Source organism: Streptomyces sp. NPDC127092 (assembly GCF_042722475.1).
Lineage (GTDB): Bacteria > Actinomycetota > Actinomycetes > Streptomycetales > Streptomycetaceae > Streptomyces.
The window spans coordinates 57,304-78,801 of sequence record NZ_JBHXFE010000032.1; the positions used below are offsets into that span (position 1 = coordinate 57,304).

A 21,498-nucleotide genomic window follows, 5' to 3' on the forward strand; every position below is an offset into this window, starting at 1 on the left:
GATAGAAAGGGAGCCCTGGACGGGCGGAGGAAGGAGGGGGCGAGGGGGCGGGAGGGGCACGGGGATCTGTTTCCTCGCCCGCCGTGCACGTCGAGGGGCTGTGGAAGCGTTTCGGCCAGCAGATCGCGGTGAACGGGATCGATCTGGTGCTGCCCGCCGGTCGGTTCATCGGCCTCGTCGGCCCCAACGGCGCCGGCAAGACCACCACGCTCTCGATGATCACCGGCCTGCTGCGGCCCGACGCGGGCCGCATCCGGGTCGCCGGACACGACGTGTGGGCCGATCCGGAGTCCGTGGCCCAGGTCAAGGCACGGATCGGCATCCTGCCCGAGGGGCTGCGGCTCTTCGAGCGCCTCTCGGGCCGTGAACTCCTCGCGTACAGCGGCCGGCTGCGCGGGCTGCCCGGTGCCGAGGTCGACAAGCGCGCGGCGCAGCTGCTCGACGTGCTCGACCTGACCGGTTCGCAGCACAAGCTGGTGGTGGACTACTCGACCGGCATGCGCAAGAAGATCGGTCTGGCCGCCGCGCTCCTCCACAACCCCGAAGTGCTGTTCCTCGACGAGCCGTTCGAGGGCGTCGACCCGGTGTCGGCGCAGACCATCCGCGGCGTCCTGGAGCGCTACACCGCGTCCGGCGCCACCGTCGTGTTCTCCAGCCACGTGATGGAGCTCGTGGAGTCGCTGTGCGACTGGGTGGCCGTCATGGCGGCCGGGCAGATCCGCGCGCAGGGCCCGCTGGAGCAGGTGCGGGGCGACGCGCCGTCGCTCCAGGCCGCGTTCCTGGAGCTGGTCGGCGCGAACGGGCGGGACGCCGGGGAGTCCCTGGACTGGCTGGGCGGTTCGGCTCGATGAGCGCATGGAACCCGCCGGCCCCCGGCCAGGGCCCCGCCGTGGGCGCCGCCCCGGCCGCGACCGCCGCCGCGCCCTCGCTGACCTCGGTCTTCGTACGGCTCAAGCTGTCGCTCCTGAAGAACGGCCTGAAGCAGTCGGGCGGCCGCACCGCCGCCTACGTGGTGTCGATGGTCGTGTCGGTGCTCTTCGCCGTCGGCATGGTGCTCGGCTTCCTGCTTCTGCGCGGGCACACGAACGCCGCCACCGTCACGGTCCTGCTCATCGGCGTCCTCACGGTCTCCTGGGCGGTCATGCCGCTGTTCGTGGGCGGCGGCGACGAGACCCTCGACCCCTCGCGGCTCGTGATGCTGCCGCTGCGGCCCCGGCCGCTGGTCCGGGCGCTGCTCGTGGCCTCCCTGGTCGGCATCGGCCCGATCCTCACCCTGTGCCTGGCGGTCGGCGCGGCCCTCGCGCTCGCGCGCGGCGCCGCCGGGACGGTCGTCGCCGTGCTCGCCGTACCGCTCGTGGTCGCCGTGTGCGTGGCGCTGTCGCGGGCCGTGGCCGCGGCGAACGTACGGCTCCTCACCTCGCGCAAGGGCCGCGACCTGGCCGTGCTGTCCGGCCTGGTGATCGCGGTCGGCATGCAGCTGGTGAACTTCGGCGCCCAGCGGCTCAGCCAGGCCGGCGGGTTGTCCTCGCTGGAACCGGCCGCCGAGGTCGTGGCCTGGCTGCCGCCGGCGTCCGCGGTCTCCGCGATCGACGCGGCGGGCGACGGCGACTACGCGGTGGCCGCCGCCAGGCTGCTGCTGGCCGCGGTCGCGCTGTTCGGCCTCGTGCACTGGTGGCAGCGGTCGCTGGTGCGGCTGATGGTGGAGCCGGACGGCTCGACCGTCAACGCGGCCTCGGGCGGGGCCGCGGCCAAGGACAAGGCGGCCTCGTCCGGGCTGCTCGGCCGGCTGCTTCCGGGCGGGCGCACGGGCGCCGTGATGGACCGCAGCCTGCGCTACGTGTGGCGTGATCCGAAGACGAAGGCGGCGTGGGTGACCTCGCTCGCGATCGGCGCGATCGTCCCGCTCTTCAACGCCCTCCAGGGCACGGGCACCGTCTACTTCGCGTGCTTCGCCTCGGGCATGCTCGGCATCCAGATGTACAACCAGTTCGGCCAGGACACCTCGGCCTTCTGGATGGTGGCGCAGACCATCTCGACGAAGGCCGACGCGTACGCCGAACTCCGGTCGCGCGCCCTGGCGCTGCTGCTGATCACCGTCCCGTACACGGCGCTGGTGACCACGGCGACGGTCGCCGTCCTCGGCCGGTGGGACCAGCTGCCGGAGGGCCTGGGCCTGTCGTTCGCGCTGCTCGGCGCGATGATGGCGACGGGTGCGGTGGCCTCGGCCAACTTCCCGTACTCGATACCCCAGGACAACGCCTTCAAGAACGTGGCTCCGGGCCAGGCCGGTCTGGCCTGGATCTCGATCTTCGGCGGCATGCTCGCCGCGGCGCTCCTGTGCGCCCCGGTCCTCGGCCTGACCCTCTTCCTCCACCTCGCGGACCACGACTCCCTGCTGTGGATCCTGCTCCCGCTCGGCGTGCTCTACGGCGCGCTGATCGCCTGGGCGGGCCTGAAGGCGGCGGCGCCGCGGGTGGCGAAGCGCCTGCCGGAGATCCTGGCGGCGGTGAGCAAGGGCTAGTCGCCGCTCGACCCGTGACGAGACCGAGGGCCGGACTCCCGCGGGGAGTCCGGCCCTTCGGCGTGCGGCCCCGGCGCTGCCGCTCGCCGCTCACCGCGCGGGGTCGGAGCCTCTTCCCGGTGCGGGGGAGGCTTCTGGTCGACCCGGGACGGACGTAAGTCCTCCAAGTCGCAACCATTTTCGAGTCGGTGCAGGTCAGGCGGTCGTCCGGCATTGAACCGCCGGAGGCGGCGGTCGGAGAGGAGAGGCGGCGGGGGCGCCGGGATCCTTGCGCCAACTGCCCGAACGACCAGTCGGTCGGGCTCGTTCAGGCGGATCGGCCGGAAAGCGACGGACGGATGTGCGATCACCCTCCGCGTCGACAAGACTCCGTTGCGCAGCCGATCGGCTCGCACACATCCCCCGTCTTCCCCCGAAGGGACATCCCCGTGCGTTACTTCCGTGCTCTCGGCGCCACCGCGTTCGCCACCGCGACCGGTCTCGCCCTCGTCGGCACCGCGTTCACCGGCACCGGCACCGCCGAGGCCGCCCCCGCCGCACCGGCCGGGCCCGCCGGCCTGTACGCGCCGTCGGCGCTGGTCCTGACGATCGGCCAGGGCGCGCGCCCCGCGACCGCCACCGTCGTCCGCGCGGTCACGCTGTCCTGCTCCCCCGCCCCGTCGGGCACCCACCCCGCGCCGGAAGCGGCGTGCGCGGAACTCGACGCCGTCGAGGGCGACTTCGGCAGCCTGACGGTCTTAACGGGCGACCGCCGCCCCTGCACGCGCGAGTGGAACCCGGTCACCGTCACCGGCGACGGCGTGTGGGAGGGCAAGCGGGTGCGCTGGTCGGCCACCTACGGCAACACCTGTGAACTCCAGGCGCGTACGGCGGAGGGCGCGGTCTTCGCGTTCTGATCGCGACGGCTGATCCCTAGGCCGGCCCTCAGGAGCAGAAGTAGCCGCCGATGGACTTGTCGGCTCCCGCGTGGAGGTCCACCGCCTGGACGAGCCACGCCGTGTAGCAGCGGTGCACCTCGGTGGGCGTGAAGGTGAACGAGAAGCCGTGGGCGTCACCGTAGCCCGGGTACGCCGCACCGACGTCCGTACGGGTCTGGCTGGCCGGGTAGGGGCCGTAGGTGTTGCCGTCGCTGTACTGGACGTACACCTGCGTGGACGCGGCGGTGTCCGGGTCGAGCGCCCAGCCCCACATGGTGACCGAACCACCGTCGACCCGGTAGCCGTCCAGATGGCCGACGGGGTCGTGGCTCACCGAGTTCGAGCAGCCGAGGCCGGTGTCCGTGCCGTAGCCGGTGTTGATGGCGGTGGCGCAGACCTGGCCGGTGGCGGTGGGCACGCTGACGAAGCCCGAGAACCTGCCGCCCGACTGGTTGGCGTCCAGGGTCGCGATCCATGTGCCGCCCACGGTGATCTTCACCCGGGTCGCGCCGGTGCCGTCTGGGTCGGAGGCCCAGCCGGAGACGTTGACGCCGCCGGGGACGCGGGTCGCCGAGGTCAGCGCGCCCTCGGGGTCGTAGTCCACCGGCGGGTCCTCGACTCCGCCGCCGTCGCACCACTCGGGCGGCGTGGGCCCGTCGCAGATGCTCTGCGCGTGCGCGGCCGGGGCGGCGGCGAGCACGCCCGCCCCGAGCGCCAGGGCGGCGACCGTGGCCGCCAGTCTCTTACGTGTCGTCATTTCTGGTTTCCTCACCGGGAATGCGCATCGTCGCGTGAGGTTCAGGCTGGCAGCCCGGGCGCCGCCCGCCCATCCCAGAAATCTGGGGTGTTCGCCTTCCGTCCGTCAGGACGTGAGGACGCCGTTCAGGAAGGGCGCCACGGCCTCCCACCAGGCGTCCGCGTGTTCGTAGTGGAGGAGGTGGCCCGCGTCCGGGATCTCCGCGTACGCGCCGTGCGGGAGGACGCGGACCATCTCCTGCGCCTCGGCGCGGCCCAGTTCGCCGTCCAGGCCCCGGACGACCAGGGTGGGGCAGCGCACCTGGGCGAGGGAGTCCCAGTGGGCGTCGTGGACCCAGGTCTCGCGGGAGGTGAGCATCTGGGCCGGGTCGAAGACCGGGCGCCAGCCGTCGGCCTGTTCGGCCATCACCTCGGCGAAGAAGGCGCCGCGGGCGGGCCGGGGGCGCTCCACCCAGGGGTCGTCCTCGCCGAACCACTGGCGGACGGCGTCGAGCGAGGGGAAGGGGACGGGCCAGCGGCGGAACCAGTCCTGCCACTCGCGCTGGGAGGCCGCGCCGAGCGCGGAGGCGCGCATGTCGCAGATGACGAGGGCGTGGACGAGGTCGGGCCGCTCGGCGGCGAGCTGCCAGGCGGTGAGGGCGCCCATCGAGTGGCCGACGAGGGTGACCGGGCCGAGGCCGAGCCGCTCGACGGCGGCGATCGCGTCCGCCACGTACGCCTCGCGTGTGAAGGGTCCGGTCGTGGGCTTCTCGCTGTGGCCGTGGCCGCGCTGGTCCAGCGCGACGGTGCGGTGGCGCGGGGCGAGCCGGCGGGCGGCGGGCGCCCAGTGGGAGGCGCGGCCCATCAGTCCGTGGAGCAGTAAGACGCCGGGGCCGGTCTGTGGCGCCGTACGTTCCGTGAAGTCCCAGGCCGCCAGGCGTACGCCGTCGGCTCCCGTGACGTCGAGTCGTCGCACCATGCTGCTCGGCACCCCCTCTTTCCCGTGGAACTGCGCCAGACTATCGAACCTGTATTCGAAAATGCGCTTCTGCCGCTCAACACCCCACGTTCGAGTGACAGGGCTCAAGGATTGACGGCTGCGGCCGAGGGGAGATCTTCAACGGGAGGCGGGCCGCTCGGGGAAAACGGTCCGACGGGAATGACCCTGGGAGCTCGGGGCTCCGGGTCAGCACAGGGGAGGACGGACCCCGGCGCCGTACGGCGCCGGGGTTCCTTGTCGTCCTCGTCGTCCTTCTCGTCCCTGTCGTAGGGAGGGCGGCCCTCATCCCACCAGCGTGGCACGGGAGGGGCCGCGGGCGTGGCGATTCCGCCGTAAAACGGGCCCGGAGACCTGGCTCGGGCGACCCGGAGCCGGCCTAGCGCTTGGCGACGAAGACGTGCGCCGCGACCTCGCTGTCCAGCTCGGCCGCCTCGCCACTGCTGCCGACCAGGACACCGCCCGGGGACTCCGTCACGGAGACCACGGACCCGGGCTGCACGCCCGCCCGCCGCAGCGTGTACATCAGCTGGGCGTCCGTCTGGATCGGCTCGCCGATACGGCGGACGATCACCGTCTTGCCCTCGCCGCCGGCGTCCAGGTCGGCGAGCGAGACCATCGAGTCGTCCAGGAAGGACTCCGTCTCGGCCTTCTCGCCGAGCTCTTCGAGGCCCGGGATCGGGTTGCCGTACGGCGACTCCGTCGGGTGCCGCAGCAGCTCGAGGACGCGGCGCTCCACGGCCTCGCTCATCACGTGCTCCCAGCGGCAGGCCTCGGCGTGGACCTGCTCCCACTCCAGACCGATCACGTCCACGAGCAGACACTCGGCCAGCCGGTGCTTGCGCATCACCCGGGTGGCCAGGCGGCGGCCCTCCTCCGTGAGCTCCAGGTGACGGTCGCTGGCGACGGCCACCAGTCCGTCGCGCTCCATGCGGGCCACCGTCTGGCTGACGGTCGGACCGCTCTGGTCCAGCCGCTCGGCGATCCGGGCGCGCATGGGGACCACACCTTCCTCCTCGAGCTCAAGGATGGTGCGGAGATACATCTCCGTGGTGTCGATCAGTCCGGACATACGTGCCCCTCGATGAGTCGTGCGCTGGCCCTGCACCAATTCTTGCGCATCGCGCCGACAACCGGGGCCCGCCGGGGCGAGGCGGTATTGACAGAGCAATGGTCCAGACCGCACCGTGATCCGCGACCACGAGCAGAAGGAGTCGCCGCCATGGGCGAGAGCAAGCTGGCCGGACAGTTCTTCGACGCCGCCATCGGCCTGCTCCAAAAGGTGCGGGACGAGGACGCGGCGGAGATCGCGGCCGCCGGTACGGCCATCGCCGAGGCCGTCGCGAACGGCAACCGACTCTTCGCGTTCGGCGCGGGGCACTCCTCGCTCGCCGCGCAGGACGTGGTCTACCGGGCCGGCGGCCTCGCCCTGATGAACCTGCTGGCCGTCCCCGGCGTCGTCGGCGTCGACGTCATGCCCGCCACCCTCGGCTCCGCGCTGGAGCGGGTCGACGGCCTGGCCGGCGCGGTCCTGGACTCCTCCCCGGCCAGGGCCGGCGACGTCCTGATCATCATCTCCCTCTCCGGGCGCAACGCCCTGCCGGTCGAGATGGCGATGAACGCGCGGGCGCTCGGCCTGACCGTGATCGGCGTGACCTCGGTGGCGTACGCGACGGAGACGAAGTCCCGGCACGTCTCGGGCACCTTCCTGAAGGACCACTGCGACATCGTCCTCGACTCCCGCATCGCCGTCGGCGACGCCGAGCTCACCCACGACGGCATCGAGGCCCCCTTCGCGCCCGCGTCGACCGTCGTCACCAGCGCCCTCATGCAGGCCACGATGGCGGCGGCGGCCGAGGAGATGGTCCGCCTGGGCATCGAGCCGCCGCTCCTGCGCTCGGGCAACGTGGACGGCGGCCACGAGTGGAACGGCCGGGTGATGACGGAGTACGGCGACCGGATCTTCTTCCGCCACTGAGGCCGGAAACGAACGACGGGGCCGCGGCGAGAACTCGCCGCGGCCCCGTCGCTTTCTGTCAGGTCCTACGCCACGTAGTAGCCGGCGACGTCGGCCAGCAGGTCCACGGACCCGTTCTTGTTGTAGAAGCTCACCTTTCCGTTCACCACCGGCACCACGACCAGGTTGGGGATGGTGGTCCCGGCGGTGAAGTTGAGGTTGGACGCGGAGGTGCGCTGCGTACCGTCCGGGAAGACGGACACGAAGCTCGCCGCCGTCGGCGCGACCGCCGTGACGTTCAGGACGACGGCCGTGACCCCGGACGCCGGAATCCCGCCCTGCCCGGCCACCTGCAGCGTGACGGTCTGCCCGGCCCCGACCTTCGCCTTCGCCACCCCGAGCCCGGAACGGGTGTCCATCAGCCGGGCCGGCGTGACCGGCTGGTACGCCGAACCCGTGCCCTCGGTGGTGAAGTAGCCGGCCACGTCGGCGAGCAGGTCGACGGACCCGGACCTGTTGTAGAAGGTGACCTTGCCGTCGGCGCCGACCGGGACGACGACGAGGTTGGGGATGGTCTGGCCGGCGGTGAAGTTGAGGTTCGACGCCGAGGTGCGGGCCGTACCGGACGGGTAGACGGACACGAAGCTGCCCGCCGTGGGTCCGGTCGCGGTCACGTTGAGGACGACGGCGGTGACCCCGGAGGCGGGAACCCCGCCCTTTCCGGTCACCTGGAGCGACACCGTTTCGGCCGCCCCGACCTTGCCCTGGCGGACGCCGAGTCCGGACCGGGTGTCCATGAGACGGTCGGGCGTGACGGGCTGGTACGTGGCGCCCGAGCCGTCCGTGACGTAGTAGCCCGCCACGTCGGCGATCAGATCCACCGAGCCGTTCTTGTTGTAGAAGTCGACCTTGCCGTTCACGACGGGCACGACCACGAGGTTCGGGATGGTCTGCCCCGCCGTGAAGTTGAGGTTGGTGGCGGAGGTGCGGGTCGTGCCGTTCGGGTACACCGACACGAAGCTGCCCGCGGTCGGCCCGGTCGCGGTGACGTTGAGGGTCACGGCGCTCACCCCCGTGGCGGGGACCCCGCCCTTGCCGGCCACCTGCAGCGTGACGGTCTGTCCCGCGCCGACCTTCCCCTGACGCACGCCCAGACCCGAGCGGGTGTCCATCAGACGCGTCGGCGTGAGCGCCTTGTACGTGCCGAGACCGGCGGTGGCGGGCTTGCTGACGGTGAAGGTGCCGCGCTGGTACTCGTAGGAGTCGCGGACGATGACGCTGACGTTCCAGGTGCTCTCGCCGACGGACGTCAGGTCCAGGGTCGCCGTCAGGGTCCGGGCGTCCGGGGACACGGACACCGTGGTCGCCTTGAGCGTCTGCGAGCCGTTGGTCAGCCGGACGTAGTCCCTCATGCCGAGAGCCGTGCCGGTCACCGTGAGCGTGACGGCCTTGCCGCCCTGGCCGGAGAGCGGCGAGACCGTCCCGATGGATATCGCCTCGGTGCCACAGGGGATCGCGTCACAGTCGAGCCGGGCGCTGAAGTCCGTCAGGGGCGCCTTCTCGGGAAGGCCGAGGACGAAGGTGGTGGGCGACGCCCCCGAGGTGCCGGACACGCCGCACTGGTAGACCCCCGACGAGCTGTAGCACGGGTCGTTGCCCTTGGCGTCGTACAGCCGGGGGACGGCGGTGTCCGTCCGGCCCTCGGTGTCGGCGACCGCCACCTTGAACCGGTCGCCCCCGGCCGTGGGCAGCGCCAGGCAGACCGCCGTGTGCTGCTCGTCGAGCCGGCCCGTGAACGGCCCGTACCCGTAAGGGATGCTCGCGACCCGGGTGCATTCCGGGGCCGGTCCGGCGGGCGTGCCGATGCGCAGCGCGTCGAAGCGGTACGTCTCGGCGGCCTTCAGGTTCGGCGGCACGGTCACCACGACCTGGTAGCGGGTCGAGCCGGTGACCACGCAGGACCGGTTGCGGTAGCCACAGGTGGTGGCGTTGCCGGACGCGTCGTAGGCCAGGATGTTCGCCGTACCGAGCGGGTCGCGCACGTCGAGGTGCAGGACGTCACCGGCGTTCCCGGTGGTCACCTGGCGGCAGCGCAGCTCGCCGGGGGCGCCCATTGCGCCCTCGAAGGAGGCACCGCCGACCGCCGTCGCCGGGGTCGCGGTGCAGCCCTTGGCCGTCTCCGTCACGTCCCGCCGGGCCAGGGTGTAGGCGGACGAGGTGTCACGGCCCACGACCAGCACGGTGTGGGCGAGGCCCGGGGTCAGCGCGCAGGTGGCGAAGCTGCCGAAGTTCGACCAGCCGTTGCACACCTGCTTGCCGGTGGTGTCCAGGACGGAGAACTGCGCGGCCGCCCCGACGCCGCGCAGCTGCACGTTCTCCTGGGTGGAGTGCGCGTCGGCCGGGATCGTCAGGCAGTGGGAGAAGACTCCGCCGCCGGTGTTCACCCGGGTCAGGGCGCTCGTCGCGGTGAAGTCGCCCTGCGGGAACACCTGGCAGTCGTTGGCGCCGTCCGTGCGGTACAGCACCATGCGGTAGGCGCCGGTGGGCGGCTGGGTGTCCTTGGTGGACACGATCGCGCGGTGCGGAGCCGGTCCGGTCAGGACGCAGGTGCCGGCGAGCAGCTTCTCCTCGCCGCAGACGTAGCCACCGTCCGCGTCCCAGACGACGACGTCCGGGCGGGGTTCGGGGCCGCCGGTGGGCTTGAGGAGCGCCGCGTGGGCGTTCCCGGGCAGCGGCAGCGTCAGGCAGTCGATCTCGCCGGGGGTGGCGAACGAGCCGTCGTTCGTGCCGAGGGCGGCCGTCACACAGCCGTCCTCGGCGGCGCGGTCCAGGATCAGCGTCGCCTCGTCGGTGGTCAGCGTGTACGTGACACCGGTCGTCAGCCTGCACTCGTCCCACGGCTCGCAGACGGTCGTGCCCGCACGGTCGTGGACCCTCAGGCGCGAGCGCTGTCCCTCGGCCGCCACGCCGTACACGTCGTACGTACCGGCGGCCGGCACGGTGAAGGTCTTGCAGCCGGTCGCCGGGGAGACGGTCGTCGGCGCGGAGCCGTAGGCGTTCACCGGGACGGTCGCGCAGCCCTGGGGGTCCGAGAGGCGGCGGATCTTCAGCGAGTACGCGGCGGGGAAGCCCTCCGACGCGTAACTGCCCTCGCCGATGATCCGGTACGGGCCGTCACCGGTCAGGACGCAGCCCTCGCCACCGGCGCTCGGGTCGCAGACGGAGCGGCCGGTCTCGTCGGTGACCAGGCTCCTCTCCTCGCCGTAGACGACCATGTCGAACCGGTGCGTGATGCGCTCGCCCGGCCTGGCCGCGAACGGCTGGCAGATGAGGCCGAGCCGGCTGACCAGGGTGCCCTTCAGCGGCTCCTGGTCCCAGGACGTACCGGTCTCGGGCAGGCAGCCCTCGGTGGTGAACAGCGGTGTGACCGACACCGACGCCTCGTCGGGGTCGATCGAGCCGTTGTCGAGACGCAGCGTGAACTGGCCGGAGCGGGCCAGGTCGCACCAGCCCCCGCAGTCGAGCCACGTGTCGCCGTCGTAGACGGTGGCGCGGGTCTCGTAGTGGCCGTCGAGCAGCACCCGGTGCATGCCCGGCTTCTCAGCGGTGAAGGTGAAGCAGGCGCTGCCGTTGCCGGCCAGCGATGCCTTGCCGACGGCGTCGCCCGGGCCGCCGAAGCGGGCGAGGGCGAGCGGCGTGCAGTCCTCGGCGGCGGGCGCCGGCCCGACGGGCGCCTCGGTCGCCGGCTCCGCCGCGGGGGCGGGACCGGCGGACTGCTCGGCCACCGGCGCGGCCACGGCTTCGGCGGCCCGGGCCGGTGCGGTGGAGAACACCGGGAGGAACAGCGACAGGACGAGTGTGAGTACGGCGAGCAAGGCGGTGTACGGCGCGGATCTGGGCGCCGTACACGAAGGTCGTGGCATGGTCCGGTCCCCCCCGGGAGCGGTGGTGGTTCACAGGTTCGCCGCGATGATCGCACAGTTGAACGACATCCCGTTCCGGTTATCCACAGACCACTTCCGGCCACGGACCGTCAGGGTCAGGACCCGCCCGCTCCCCACTCCCCCGCCAGCGCCAGGGACGCCGCCACCCGTGCCGTGACCGTTTCCGCGTAGAGGGTGTCCTCCTGTGCGAAGGCGGGGCGGGACGGGGAGCGGAGGAAGGTGGTGACGCCCAGGGTGCGGGCCTGGGTGCGGAGGGGCAGGCAGAGGGCGTGGGCCGTGTCGGGGGGCCAGAGGCGGTCGGTGCCGGGGGCCGTGCTGGTGCGGGTGGGGCCCGGGCGGGTGAGGGCCTTGAGGGCCGGGTGGGACGGGGCGTAACGGAGCGGGATGCCGCCGGTGGTGACGGGGGCGACCGGGCCGGGGGCGCCGGTCGGGGTGGCGAGGGCGCGGACGAGGCGGCCGTCGGCGGTGGCGCGGTCGACGAGGACGTGGTCCGCGAAGCCCGCCAGGGCGAAGTCGAGGAGGACCGCCGCGGCCCGCACCGGGTCCTCGCACTCCGCCGCGGCCGCGCTCGCCCGGTGCAGCTGGCTCCAGCGGAAACGCAGCCGGTCGGCGTCCTGTTCGGCGAGGCGGGCGTCGGTGACGTCCTGGAAGAGCCAGCCGACGCCGAGCGGCACCGGCTCCGGTCCCTCGGCGAACGGCGTGGCGAGGCGCACGAATCCGCACCGCCAGCAGCGGCGGCGTTCGCCGCGGGCGCCGCGCAGGGTCAGCCACACGTCGGCGGGTTCGGCGGGCGAGCCGGCGGCCAGGACGTGCTGGAGGGCCGCTTCCAGCTCCTCGACGCCCTGGCCGACGATGTCGCCGAGCGGGCGGCCGAGGAGCGAGCCGCGGGCGGCGCCGAGGGCCCGGGCCGCGTAGCCGTTGACGACCGCGGGGCGCAGGTCGACGTCGACGAGGACCACGCCCCACGCGGCGTCGGCGAACAGGGCCTCGCTGAGGGCGAGCGAGCGCTCCAGGTCGATCTGGACGTGGACTTCCCCGAAGGCCAGGTAGACGCCCGCCGGCCGGCCGTCGGCCCCGCGCACGCCCGCCGTCTGCGTACGGACGAGGACCCGGCCGCCGTCCTTGCGCAGCAGGGCGAACTCGTGGACCTGGCGGCCCGGCGCGGTCATCGACCGCAGCAGCCGGGCCAGGATGTCCGCGGCGTCGGCGCTGCGGGCGGCCCAGCCGTCGAAGCCGCGCCGCCCGACGGCCTCGCGGGCGCTCCAGCCGAGGATCCGCTCGGCCTCCCTGTTCCAGTGGGTGACGGTCCCCGTGGCGTCGAGCGCGCACAGCGCCGCGTCCATCCCGTCGAGCAGTGCGGCGAGCAGATCGGCCCCGGGAACCCCCGGAACCCTCGCCGTGTCGGCCGTGTCACTCGCAGAGCCACTCATCCGGCACCCCCCGGCATCATTCAACTCGAACGTGACCCAGGACACACCCCTTTCGCGGAAACCGATACGCGGTGGATACGAGGTGACCGGGGAGCGAGGGGTGAGGGGGAGACGGAGGTGAGGGGGAGACGGGGGCGAGGGGTAAGGGGCGGCGAGGGGGCGGGCGGCGCCGCCGGAGGCGCGATGGGCGAGGGGGCGGGCGGGCCGCGGGTCAGTCGTGGATCCGGACCATGCCGCGTTCCGCGAACGGCGCGTAGTACTCCGTGAACAGCCGGCCGACCAGCTCGCCGCGACTGGACACGCCCACCTTCTCGAAGATGCCCTTGATGTAGTCGCGCACGGTGTGCGGGGAGAGGTGGAGCTGCTCGGCGATCTTCCCGGTCGGCAGCCCGCGCGCGATGCACTGGGTCACCTCGGTCTCCCGCTCGGTCAGTTCGAAGGCGTCGACGATCAGCGGCACGATCTCGGAGGTCTTGGCCGGTTCGATCACCACCGCGGACGGGCCGAGCCGGCCGTCGGACTCGCGCAGGCAGGAGGCGTGGCACACCAGCCAGTGGCCGCCGCGGGTGCGCACCCGTACGCGCGCGTGGCCGCGGTCGCGGTCCTGGGAGATGGCGCGGGCCTTGAGGGCGGTGGCCTGGACCCAGGCGGGCACGCGCAGTCCCGCGCTGGCGACGGCCGGGCCGTCGGGCAGGTCGGCGAGGTGGGCGCGGGCGTCGTCGTTGGCGGAGAGCAGCGCGCCGGAGGCGTCGAAGAGGAGCAGGCCGGGGCCGTGGGGCGAGTCCGGCAGGGGCTGCGGCGCGGTGCCCGCGAAGGAACGGAGCTTGCGGGCGAGCGGAGTCACCAGGCTCTCGACGAGCCGGGTCTCGGCGGGGCCGAAGGCCGGACGGCCGTGCGCACGGAACAGGCTGATGTGGCCGTGCGGGCGTCCGCCGACGCGCAGCACGGCCCGTAACTCGTCCTGGAAGCCCCGGGGTTTCATGAAGGAGTGGTAGAGACTGCTGCGGGCCGGGAGGTCGCCGGTGACCTCGCGCAGGCCCGCCACCGGCACCTTGGCCTGGGCGAGGTCGCGGAACAGGTTCACGTTCTCCGTGAAGAGCTCGGTCTCCCAGTAGACGGCGCAGCCGTGCTCGTCGAGGTTCTCGGCGCGGATCGGGGCGGCCATCATGCCGGTCTCGGGATCCGTGACGCGCCAGACGGCGGCGTCGTACGGGACGAGCCGGCGCACGTGATGCGACGCCTCGGCGAACATGCCGAGGGCGTCGCCGCTCTTCGCTGCCCGCGAGAGGAGTTCCGCGCGGCCGATCTCGATCCGCTCATTGCTCATCCGTCGATCGTGACAGCCGCCGGACGGAGCGCCAACCCCTCACTTGAGGGGTTTCGGACGAGGGTTTCGGATGAAGGGTTTCGGTCACGGCCGGACCGGCTCGGTCACCGTACCGGCCATCGGATCGACAAATGGCGGATTCTGTATCGGATCCGCGGATCATTTGACGGATAAATCATGGGCGGCGCGCCCCTCACCGCAACCCCCTCGAATAGGGGGATGAAACGGAGCGCGCACTCCTGGAGAATTCGGCGCTACACATTCCGGCGGCATGCGGCATGCGGGGATCGGGCCGGATCGGGCTTCCGAAGGAACGCGTATGAAGGTGGGCATCATCGGGGCCGGTGCGATGGGCAGGGCGATGGCCCGGCGTGCCGCGCTCGCCGGCGCGGACGTCCTCCTCACCGACCCCAGCACCGTCCGGGCCGGCCGGGTCGCCCGCGAGGTGACGGCCGGAGCGCCCGGGACCGTCACCGCCGCCGCGGCCCGTTCCGCCCTCCGGCCCGGCCTGGTGATCCTCGCCCTCGACCGGGCGGAGACCCTCGGTTTCCTGCGCTCCCAGCGGCGCTCGCTCACCGGAAAGGTGCTCGTCGAGGTGACCGCGCCCCACCACGAGCCGTGCGGTACGGGGATGGGTGAGCTGACCGCCGCCGCGCCGGGTGCCTCGTGGGTGCGGGCCTGCGCCGCCGGGGACGCCGAGTCGATCTACCGGGGACTCATCGACGGGCATCCCGTGGACGTCTTCGTCGCCGCCGACGACGAATCGGCCAAGATCCGGGTGATCGAACTCGCCGACCGGTCCGGTCTGCGCGCACTCGACGCAGGGCACCTCGACCGGGCGCGGGTCCTCGACGAATTGACATCTCTGGGTAGGGAAATCAGCCATCGGCTGGCAGCGCCGGAAGGCTGGGGAATAAAGTTGCTCCCCAGTTGGTGAGCGGACGACCAGACCATCGCCCAATTCACCGGCATCCGATCTTGGGGGAAGATCCATGACCAGAGAACCGACTGCTTTTCTCGCCCTCGGAGCCCTTGTCGTGCACGGCGCGCGCGGCGAGGTGAAGCTCAGCGGAAACCGCCAGCGCATTCTGCTGACGATGCTCTTGCTGGAGTGCAACCGGGTGGTCGCCGTCGACCGCCTGATCCGGGCCATCTGGGGCGACTCGCCACCGGCGACGGCCCGCAGCCAGATCCGCATCTGCGTCTCCTCGCTGCGCCGCCAGTTCGACGCCGGGGACGTCGCGGCGACCATCGAGACCCACAAGACCGGCTACCGGCTGCGCACCCCGGACACCGGCGTCGACCTGCACCGCTTCGGACAGCTGATATCCCGCGCCAGAGCCGGGGCGGCCGAACACCCCGATCTCGACCTGGCGTTGCTCTACCGAGAGGCCCTCGCCCTGTGGCGGGGGCCTCTCGGCGAAGGGCTCGGCAGCCCGCTGCTCGACACGGTGGCCCTCAAGTACCACGAGGACTACCACTCCGCCCTGGAGGACTGCTACGAGCTGGAGCTGCGGCTCGGCTACCACCGCAGGGTCCTCGGCGAACTCACCCACCACGTCTCCGAACACCCGTTCCGGGAGACCCTCATCGCCCAGCTGATGATCGCCCTCTACCGGTCGGGGCGCACCGCGGACGCCCTCGCGCTGTTCCGCGACACCCACCGCCGCTTCCGCGACGAGCTGGGCATCGTGCCCGGCGAACGGCTCCAGTCGATCGAGAGCCTGATCCTCGGCGCCACCGACAAGCCCGTCGCGCAACAGCCCCGCACCGACGAGGTCCTGCTCTTCGGCGCCGGGGCCGCCGACCGGGCCACCGACCGGGCGGCTGCCCGGACCACCTCGCCGGCGACCCGCCGCTGACCGGTCCTCCCCCTCACCTGAGGGGGGAGACCGGTGCGGAGTCCCTCCTCCGCAGGGGATGGAGCGGACCTGCCGTGACGGAAAGACTCGGCTGCGTTCCCAAGCACAGGCACGGACGGCACCGCACGGCACCGCGCCGTGCCCAACCCGCCGGGCCACACGCGCCGTACGCGCCGTACGCAGCAGAGAGGGGCCGTCCATGGCTCGCCAGCCGCAGCACTCCGTCATCCAGGACAGCGCCGTGGACCGGCTCGTCACCGAGGTGAAGGGCGAGGTCTTCCTCCCTGACGACCCGGGTTACGAGGCCGAGCTCGACGGCTTCAACCGGATCGGCCGGCACCGCCCGGCGCTCGTCGTGGGCGCCGTCACCGCCGAGGACGTCGCCGCGGCCGTCCGCCTGGGCACCGAACTCGGGCTGCCCGTCGGCGTCCAGGCCACCGGGCACGGCATCGCGGCACCCGCCGAGGACGCCGTCCTCGTCACCACCCACCGGATGAACGCCGTCGCCGTCGACCCGATCGCCCGGATCGCCCGCGTCGAGGCCGGCGCCCGCTGGCACCAGGTCATCGCCACCGCCGCCTATCACGGCCTCGCGCCGCTCAACGGCTCCTCGCACCTCGTCGGCGTCGTCGGCTACACCCTCGGCGGCGGGCTCGGCCCGCTGGGCCGGCTGTACGGGTACGCCGCCGACCACGTCACCCGCGTCCACCTCGTCACCGCCGACGGACAGCACCGCACCGTCACCCGCGACACGGACGCCGAGCTGTTCTGGGCGCTGCGCGGCGGCAAGGGCAACTTCGGCATCGTCACCGCCCTCGAGTTCGGCCTCGTCCCCGTCGCCCGGCTGTACGGCGGCGGGCTCTACTTCCCCGGCACCGAGGCCGCCGCCGTGCTCGACACCTGGCGGACCTGGACCGCCGGGCTGCCCGAGACCCTGACCTCCTCCGTGGCGCTGCTCCGGGTGCCCGGGCTGCACCAGGTGCCCGGCCACCCGGCCGGCGAGCTCGCCGTACACGTCCGGATCGCGTTCACCGGCACCCGGGAGGACGGCGAGGAGCTGCTGCGCCCGCTGCGCGAGGCGGGGACGCTGCTCGCCGACACCGTCGGCGAGATGCCGTACAGCGCGGTCGCCGAGATCCACCAGGACCCGACCGAGCCCCTGCCGTACCACGAACGCAACATCGTGCTGCGGGACTTCGACGAGGGCGCGCTCGACGCGCTGCTCGACGCCGCCGGGCCCGGCAGCGGCTGCACCGACCCGATGGTGGAGGTGCGGCACCTGGGCGGGGCGCTGTCCCGGCCGCCGGCGGTACCCAACGCGGTGGGCCGCGACGGGGCGTTCACCCTGTCCACGCTGTCGCTGCCGGGATCGCCCGACGTCGTCCTGAGCCGGCTCGCCGGCTGGTCGACCGGTCGCCGTTACCTCAACTTCCTCGCCGGCGCCGACACCGCCCGGTCCGCCGAGGACTGCTTCGACCGGGCGACCTTCGCCCGGCTGCTCCAGGCCAAGAAGCGGGTCGACCCGCACAACGTCTTCCGCCTCGGCCACGCCCTGCTGCCCGAGCCCTCCTGACGCCCCGGGCCCAGCCCGCTCCCCCGGCTCCGGGCGGGCCCGGCTCCTCCCCGGCCGCGCCCGCCCGGACCCTCGCCGCGGCCCCGTACCGCCCGCGGCCCCTCCCCTCCGTCGCCACCTCCGCCCGACGCTCCCTCGCCCTCCGCGCCCTGCTCGGCCCCCTCGACGTCCTCGCCTTCCTCGATCCCGCTCGCCCTCCTCGCCCTCCTCGATCCCCTCGCCCCTGTCGACCCGCCGTCTCCGTAGGAGGAGACCCATGACCACCGACCAGGCCGTGTCCACCGCCCCCGGGCAGCCGACCGCCGTCCTCAGCGCCCGGTCCGCCGGGCTGCGCTACGGCGCCCTGTTCGGGCCCGCCGTCTTCGGCGTCACCGCCGCCGGAGTCGCCCTGCCCGACGTCGCCAAGGCCCTGAACGCCACTCCCGCCACCGCCGCCTGGGTGCTCACCGCCCACGCGCTCGCCCTCGGCGTCGGCACCGCGCTCTTCGGGCGGCTCGCCGACGCCAGGGGCGTGCGCGCCTCGCTGCTCGTCGGCTCGCTCGTGCTCGCCGTCGGCACCGTCGTCTGCCTGCTCGCCCCGAACATCGGCGTCCTCGTCGGCGGCCGCTTCGTGCTCGCCGCCGGATCCGGCGCCATGACCTCCGGCGCGCTCGCGCTGTCCGCGTCCGCTCCCCCGGCCGACCGTCCCCAGGTGCTCGGCGGGTTCGGCGCCACCATGGCCGTGTTCTCCGCCAGCGCCACCCTCGCCGGCGGCGTCCTCACCCAGTGGGTGACCTGGCGGATCGCGCTCGTCCTGCCCGCGCTGTCGCTGCTCGCCGTGCCGCTGTGCCTGCGCGCCGCCGCGGCCCGGGCCGGCAGCGGCCGCCGGCTCGACCTGCCGGGCGCGGTGCTCCTGACCGTCGCCGCCATGTCCTTCCTGCTGCTCATCCAGTCGTACGCGCTCGGTCTCGCCGTCCCGCTCGTGACCGGGCTCGCCGTCGCGCTCCTGCTGTCCCTGGCCGGCCTGGTGCGGCGGGTGCGCACCGTGGAGGGCTCCTTCGTGCCGCGCCGGCTGGTCGCCGACCGGGTCTTCCTGCGTGCCTCGCTCACCGGCGTCGGCGCCTACGCGGGCCTCTTCGCCGCCATGTACCTGGTGCCGCAGATCCTCGTCGGCGGGCACGGCTGGAGCGTCCTCGCCGTCGGTACGTGGCTGCTGCCCGGCGCGGCCGTCGGCGCCGTCCTGTCCCGCTTCGCGGGCAGGTTCGCGGGCGGCAGGGCCGGTTCGGTGCTGCTCAGCGTGATCGCGCTCGCCATGGCCGTCGTGCTGGCCCTGTCGGCCGCCGTCGGCAACCCGACGCCGCTGCTCGTCGGCGCCTCGCTCGGCTTCGCCGCCTTCGCGGTCACCCAGGTCATCACCACCGCCCTGATGTCCGCACACGTCGAACCCGCCCTGCGCGGCGGCGCGATGGGCCTGCTCAACCTCACCTTCTTCGTCGGCGGCGGCGTCGGCAGCGCCACTGCCGGCGCGCTCGTGAAGTCTATGGAGCTGACGAGCGTGCTGGCCGTCGTCGCGGTCTTCCCGCTGATCGCGGCCGCGGCCGCGCTCACCCTCCGTACCGGCAAGGACTGAAACGCCGTCAATACACCCGCGATAGGCGCCGACCGAAGGATGGGTCCGTCGGCGCCTCTTCGCGTTGAAGGAGACCAGCACCCGCCATGAACGACTCCCCGACGACCCCGGGCGACACCGCGCCCACCGCATTCGACCTTCACATACGGAAGTCGATGGCCTGGCACTTCGGTGCCGACACCGGCTCCCCCTTCTGGCTCGGCAAGCGCGAGAGCCTCGGCTTCGACCCCCTCGCCGACGTCCACGGCCTCGCCGACCTCACCCGCTTCCCCGACGTCAGCGCCGAGCTGCGCACCGTGCCCGTGGGCGACCTGATTCCCCGGGGCCTGAAGGACCGCGTCTTCCGCGTCTACGACTCCGGCGGCACCACCGGCTCGCCGAAGCGGATCGTCGACAGCGCCGCCCGGGCCGAACTCCTCGTCTGGGCCCGGGAACGGCTCCTCGCGAACGGAGTGCCCGCCCAGGGCGACTGGCTCCACCTCGGCCCCAGCGGTCCGCACGTCATCGGCTACGACGTGTCCCGCTACGCCGCCCTGTCCGGTGCCCTCTTCCACACCGTCGACCTCGACCCGCGCTGGGTGAAACGTCTCCTCGCCGACGGCCGCGAGGACGAGGCCGAGCGCTACGTCCAGCACCTGCTCGACCAGGCCGAGACCGTCCTCACCAGCCAGAAGGTCGCCGTCCTCAGCTCCACCCCGCCGCTCCTTGAGGCCCTCTGCGCCCGCCCCGCCCTCTACGAGCTGGTGCGCGAGCAGGTCGGAGCCGTCATCTGGGCGGGCACCTCCATCAGCGCCGAGAGCCTGCGCGTGCTCGACCGGGAGTTCTTCCCCGACGCGGCCGTCGTCGGCGTCTACGGCAACAGCCTCATGGGCGTCGCACCGCAGCGACCGGCCGTCGACGGCGACCGTCACCCGTGCGTCTTCGAGCCGTACCCGGCCACCACTCGGCTCGAACTCGTCGACGACGAAGGCCGGCCCGTCGCGTACGGCGAGCGCGGCCGCGTCCGGCTGCACCTGGTGGCCGAGGAGATGTTCCTGCCGAACGTCCTGGAGCGGGACAGCGCGGTCCGGGTCCCGCCGCGCCCCGGCTCCCCCGTGGACGGCCTCGCCGACGTCCAGACCTACCGCGCCGTCGACGACGTGCGCGTGATCGAGGGGGTCTACTGATGCCGGGCACACCCGCGCCGGACGCCCGCCCGGTCGTCGTCGACCCGCTCGTCTGCGGGCGGCCCGTCACCAGCGCCGACCGCGTCCGGTTGCCCGACGTGCGCGGCGGCGACCTCGCCGACGTCGGCGCCGCCCCGCGGCTCATGGCGCTCTCCGCCCTGCGCGAGCTGCGCCGGCACGCCGACGGCGTTCCGCCGGGGCAGGAGCTCTTCGACGAGGCGGCCACGCTCTTCGAGGAGGCCGAGCTCGACGGCGAGACGCCCGAGGAGTACGCGGCCCGCGTCTCGTACGCCACCGGGCTCACCGCCGCCGCCGTCGCCCAGTCCGTCCGCGACCTCGTCGACGAGCTGCGCGAACTGTCCCGTACGACCGCCGCCGAGCTGCCCGCGACCGGCTTCGCCGCCGATCCCGCGGCCGGCCCGGGGACGGGCTCCGGCAGCGGCTCCGCGATCGGCTTCGCCACCCGCTGGGTGCCGCGCGGCCGGGTCTTCGCCGCCGTCATGGCCAGCAACCACCCCACACCCCACGTCACCTGGGCGCAGGCCCTCTTCCACGGCTACAGCGTCGCCGTGAAGCCCGGCAGCCGTGACCCGTTCACCGCGCTGCGGCTCACCCGGGCGCTGCTCGCCGCCGGACTGCCCCCGCGCAAGCTGGCGTTCCTGCCGGCCTCGCACCGGACCGGCGAGTTCCTGCTCAGGGAGGCCGACCGCGGCATCGTGTACGGCGGCGACAGCGCCGTACGCCGCTGGCAGGGCGACGAGACGGTCGCCGTGCGCGGGCCCGGGCGCACCAAGGCGCTCCTGGACCGCGACGCGGACGAGGCGATCACCGCGCACCTGGCCCTCTCGGCCTCCTACGACGGCGGCACGCGCTGCACCAACCTGTCGGCGGTGCTCACCACCCGGCCCGTCGCCGAGGTCGCCGACGCGCTCGCCCGGCGGCTCGCCACGCTGCCGAGCGTGCCCGTCACCACCGCCACCGCGACCCTCCTGGTCGCCGACCGGGAGCGGGCCGCGCGGATCCGCGCCCAGGTGGACGAGCTGCGCGCGGCGCCCGGAGTGACCGACCACAGCGCCCGGCACGACCCGGCCGCCGGGGAGACGGTCGTCGAACTCGCCGACGGCTCCCACCTGCTGCGGCCGCTGGTGCTGTCCGTCGAGGGGGTCCACCACCCGGCCGTCGGCACCGAGCTGCCGTTCCCGTTCGTGGTCGTCGCCCCCTGGACGCCCGCCGACGGCGTGGCGCCGCTGCGCGAGTCGCTCGTCCTCAACCTGCTCACCGACGACGAGGAACTGGTCGACGCGGCCGTGCGCGAACCGAGCGTCCGCAAGATCACGCGCGGCGCGGTCCTGCCCTGGACGGCGGTCCCGGGCATCCCGCACGACGACAACTACACGCAGTTCCTGCTCGAACCCAAGGGCGTCGTGGCCACCGTCTGACGCCCGTCCCCCGCGAGAAAG

The 21,498-nt window shown here is 73.3% G+C and carries 16 protein-coding genes; 10 read left to right on the top strand and 6 right to left on the bottom strand.

Annotated features, from left to right (window positions below):
• The first annotated feature begins 83 nt into the window (after positions 1-83).
• The 3 genes from ACFWJO_RS25055 (at position 84) to ACFWJO_RS25065 (ending at position 3,417) form a co-directional block, all read left to right on the top strand.
• On the top strand, positions 84-851 hold the full coding sequence (locus tag ACFWJO_RS25055) for an ABC transporter ATP-binding protein (RefSeq protein ID WP_385435154.1): 768 nt from the start codon (positions 84-86) through the stop codon (positions 849-851).
• Positions 848-2,521: a transporter gene (locus tag ACFWJO_RS25060; protein ID WP_386868502.1), complete on the top strand. Its 1,674-nt coding sequence runs from the start codon at positions 848-850 to the stop codon at positions 2,519-2,521. Before ACFWJO_RS25055 ends, ACFWJO_RS25060 begins: the two co-directional genes overlap by 4 nt.
• Positions 2,522-2,949: 428 nt before the next feature.
• A complete protein-coding gene (locus tag ACFWJO_RS25065) occupies positions 2,950-3,417 on the top strand; it encodes a subtilase-type protease inhibitor (RefSeq protein WP_386868504.1) in 468 nt (155 codons plus the stop codon).
• A 28-nt stretch (positions 3,418-3,445) separates the two neighbouring features.
• On the opposite strand, the gene ACFWJO_RS25070 is transcribed toward ACFWJO_RS25065, so the two are convergent.
• The 3 genes from ACFWJO_RS25070 to ACFWJO_RS25080 all read right to left on the bottom strand — a co-directional run bounded on the left by ACFWJO_RS25070 (position 3,446) and on the right by ACFWJO_RS25080 (position 6,242).
• Entirely contained in the window at positions 3,446-4,195 is a 750-nt protein-coding gene (locus tag ACFWJO_RS25070; protein ID WP_386868506.1) for a hypothetical protein, read from the bottom strand.
• Positions 4,196-4,300: 105 nt separating this feature from the next.
• Positions 4,301-5,152: an alpha/beta fold hydrolase gene (locus ACFWJO_RS25075; RefSeq protein WP_386868508.1), complete on the bottom strand. Its 852-nt coding sequence runs from the start codon at positions 5,150-5,152 to the stop codon at positions 4,301-4,303.
• 397 nt (positions 5,153-5,549) lie between these two features.
• A complete protein-coding gene (locus tag ACFWJO_RS25080; RefSeq protein WP_384423481.1) occupies positions 5,550-6,242 on the bottom strand; it encodes a metal-dependent transcriptional regulator in 693 nt (230 codons plus the stop codon).
• A 150-nt stretch (positions 6,243-6,392) separates the two neighbouring features.
• Between ACFWJO_RS25080 and ACFWJO_RS25085 the strand changes: the two genes are divergently transcribed.
• Positions 6,393-7,148: an SIS domain-containing protein gene (locus tag ACFWJO_RS25085; RefSeq protein WP_386868510.1), complete on the top strand. Its 756-nt coding sequence runs from the start codon at positions 6,393-6,395 to the stop codon at positions 7,146-7,148.
• A gap of 65 nt (positions 7,149-7,213) precedes the next feature.
• On the opposite strand, the gene ACFWJO_RS25090 is transcribed toward ACFWJO_RS25085, so the two are convergent.
• The 3 genes from ACFWJO_RS25090 to ACFWJO_RS25100 all read right to left on the bottom strand — a co-directional run bounded on the left by ACFWJO_RS25090 (position 7,214) and on the right by ACFWJO_RS25100 (position 13,828).
• Complete coding sequence (locus ACFWJO_RS25090) at positions 7,214-11,002, bottom strand: hypothetical protein (RefSeq protein WP_386868512.1); 3,789 nt, start codon at positions 11,000-11,002, stop codon at positions 7,214-7,216.
• Between the two features lie 164 nt (positions 11,003-11,166).
• Positions 11,167-12,501: a PAS domain-containing protein gene (locus ACFWJO_RS25095; RefSeq protein WP_386868514.1), complete on the bottom strand. Its 1,335-nt coding sequence runs from the start codon at positions 12,499-12,501 to the stop codon at positions 11,167-11,169.
• Between the two features lie 211 nt (positions 12,502-12,712).
• Entirely contained in the window at positions 12,713-13,828 is a 1,116-nt protein-coding gene (locus tag ACFWJO_RS25100; protein ID WP_386868516.1) for a LuxR C-terminal-related transcriptional regulator, read from the bottom strand.
• A 319-nt stretch (positions 13,829-14,147) separates the two neighbouring features.
• Between ACFWJO_RS25100 and ACFWJO_RS25105 the strand changes: the two genes are divergently transcribed.
• From ACFWJO_RS25105 to ACFWJO_RS25130, 6 genes are all read left to right on the top strand, one after another.
• The gene (locus ACFWJO_RS25105; protein WP_386868518.1) at positions 14,148-14,765 is read left to right on the top strand and encodes an NAD(P)-binding domain-containing protein; all 618 of its coding nucleotides are present in this window, start codon (positions 14,148-14,150) and stop codon (positions 14,763-14,765) included.
• A 55-nt stretch (positions 14,766-14,820) separates the two neighbouring features.
• Positions 14,821-15,690: a BTAD domain-containing putative transcriptional regulator gene (locus tag ACFWJO_RS25110; protein ID WP_386868520.1), complete on the top strand. Its 870-nt coding sequence runs from the start codon at positions 14,821-14,823 to the stop codon at positions 15,688-15,690.
• Positions 15,691-15,889: 199 nt separating this feature from the next.
• On the top strand, positions 15,890-17,263 hold the full coding sequence (locus ACFWJO_RS25115; protein ID WP_386868522.1) for an FAD-binding oxidoreductase: 1,374 nt from the start codon (positions 15,890-15,892) through the stop codon (positions 17,261-17,263).
• A gap of 256 nt (positions 17,264-17,519) precedes the next feature.
• On the top strand, positions 17,520-18,872 hold the full coding sequence (locus tag ACFWJO_RS25120; RefSeq protein ID WP_386868524.1) for an MFS transporter: 1,353 nt from the start codon (positions 17,520-17,522) through the stop codon (positions 18,870-18,872).
• Positions 18,873-18,958: 86 nt separating this feature from the next.
• Positions 18,959-20,038 (top strand): phenazine biosynthesis protein, encoded by a 1,080-nt coding sequence (locus tag ACFWJO_RS25125; RefSeq protein ID WP_386868526.1) that lies wholly within the window; start codon positions 18,959-18,961, stop codon positions 20,036-20,038.
• A complete protein-coding gene (locus ACFWJO_RS25130) occupies positions 20,038-21,477 on the top strand; it encodes an aldehyde dehydrogenase family protein (protein WP_386868528.1) in 1,440 nt (479 codons plus the stop codon). Before ACFWJO_RS25125 ends, ACFWJO_RS25130 begins: the two co-directional genes overlap by 1 nt.
• Positions 21,478-21,498 lie beyond the last annotated feature (21 nt).

Excerpts from the sequence above, each read along its gene's own strand:
- ACFWJO_RS25060 (WP_386868502.1), top strand. The coding sequence starts at position 848 with ATGAGCGCATGGAACCCGCCGGCCCCCGGCCAGGGCCCCGCCGTGGGC.
- ACFWJO_RS25070 (WP_386868506.1), bottom strand. The coding sequence starts at position 4,195 with ATGACGACACGTAAGAGACTGGCGGCCACGGTCGCCGCCCTGGCGCTC.
- ACFWJO_RS25075 (WP_386868508.1), bottom strand. The coding sequence starts at position 5,152 with ATGGTGCGACGACTCGACGTCACGGGAGCCGACGGCGTACGCCTGGCG.
- ACFWJO_RS25080 (WP_384423481.1), bottom strand. The coding sequence starts at position 6,242 with ATGTCCGGACTGATCGACACCACGGAGATGTATCTCCGCACCATCCTT.
- ACFWJO_RS25085 (WP_386868510.1), top strand. The coding sequence starts at position 6,393 with ATGGGCGAGAGCAAGCTGGCCGGACAGTTCTTCGACGCCGCCATCGGC.
- ACFWJO_RS25095 (WP_386868514.1), bottom strand. The coding sequence starts at position 12,501 with ATGAGTGGCTCTGCGAGTGACACGGCCGACACGGCGAGGGTTCCGGGG.
- ACFWJO_RS25100 (WP_386868516.1), bottom strand. The coding sequence starts at position 13,828 with ATGAGCAATGAGCGGATCGAGATCGGCCGCGCGGAACTCCTCTCGCGG.
- ACFWJO_RS25105 (WP_386868518.1), top strand. The coding sequence starts at position 14,148 with ATGAAGGTGGGCATCATCGGGGCCGGTGCGATGGGCAGGGCGATGGCC.
- ACFWJO_RS25110 (WP_386868520.1), top strand. The coding sequence starts at position 14,821 with ATGACCAGAGAACCGACTGCTTTTCTCGCCCTCGGAGCCCTTGTCGTG.
- ACFWJO_RS25115 (WP_386868522.1), top strand. The coding sequence starts at position 15,890 with ATGGCTCGCCAGCCGCAGCACTCCGTCATCCAGGACAGCGCCGTGGAC.
- ACFWJO_RS25120 (WP_386868524.1), top strand. The coding sequence starts at position 17,520 with ATGACCACCGACCAGGCCGTGTCCACCGCCCCCGGGCAGCCGACCGCC.
- ACFWJO_RS25125 (WP_386868526.1), top strand. The coding sequence starts at position 18,959 with ATGAACGACTCCCCGACGACCCCGGGCGACACCGCGCCCACCGCATTC.
- ACFWJO_RS25130 (WP_386868528.1), top strand. The coding sequence starts at position 20,038 with ATGCCGGGCACACCCGCGCCGGACGCCCGCCCGGTCGTCGTCGACCCG.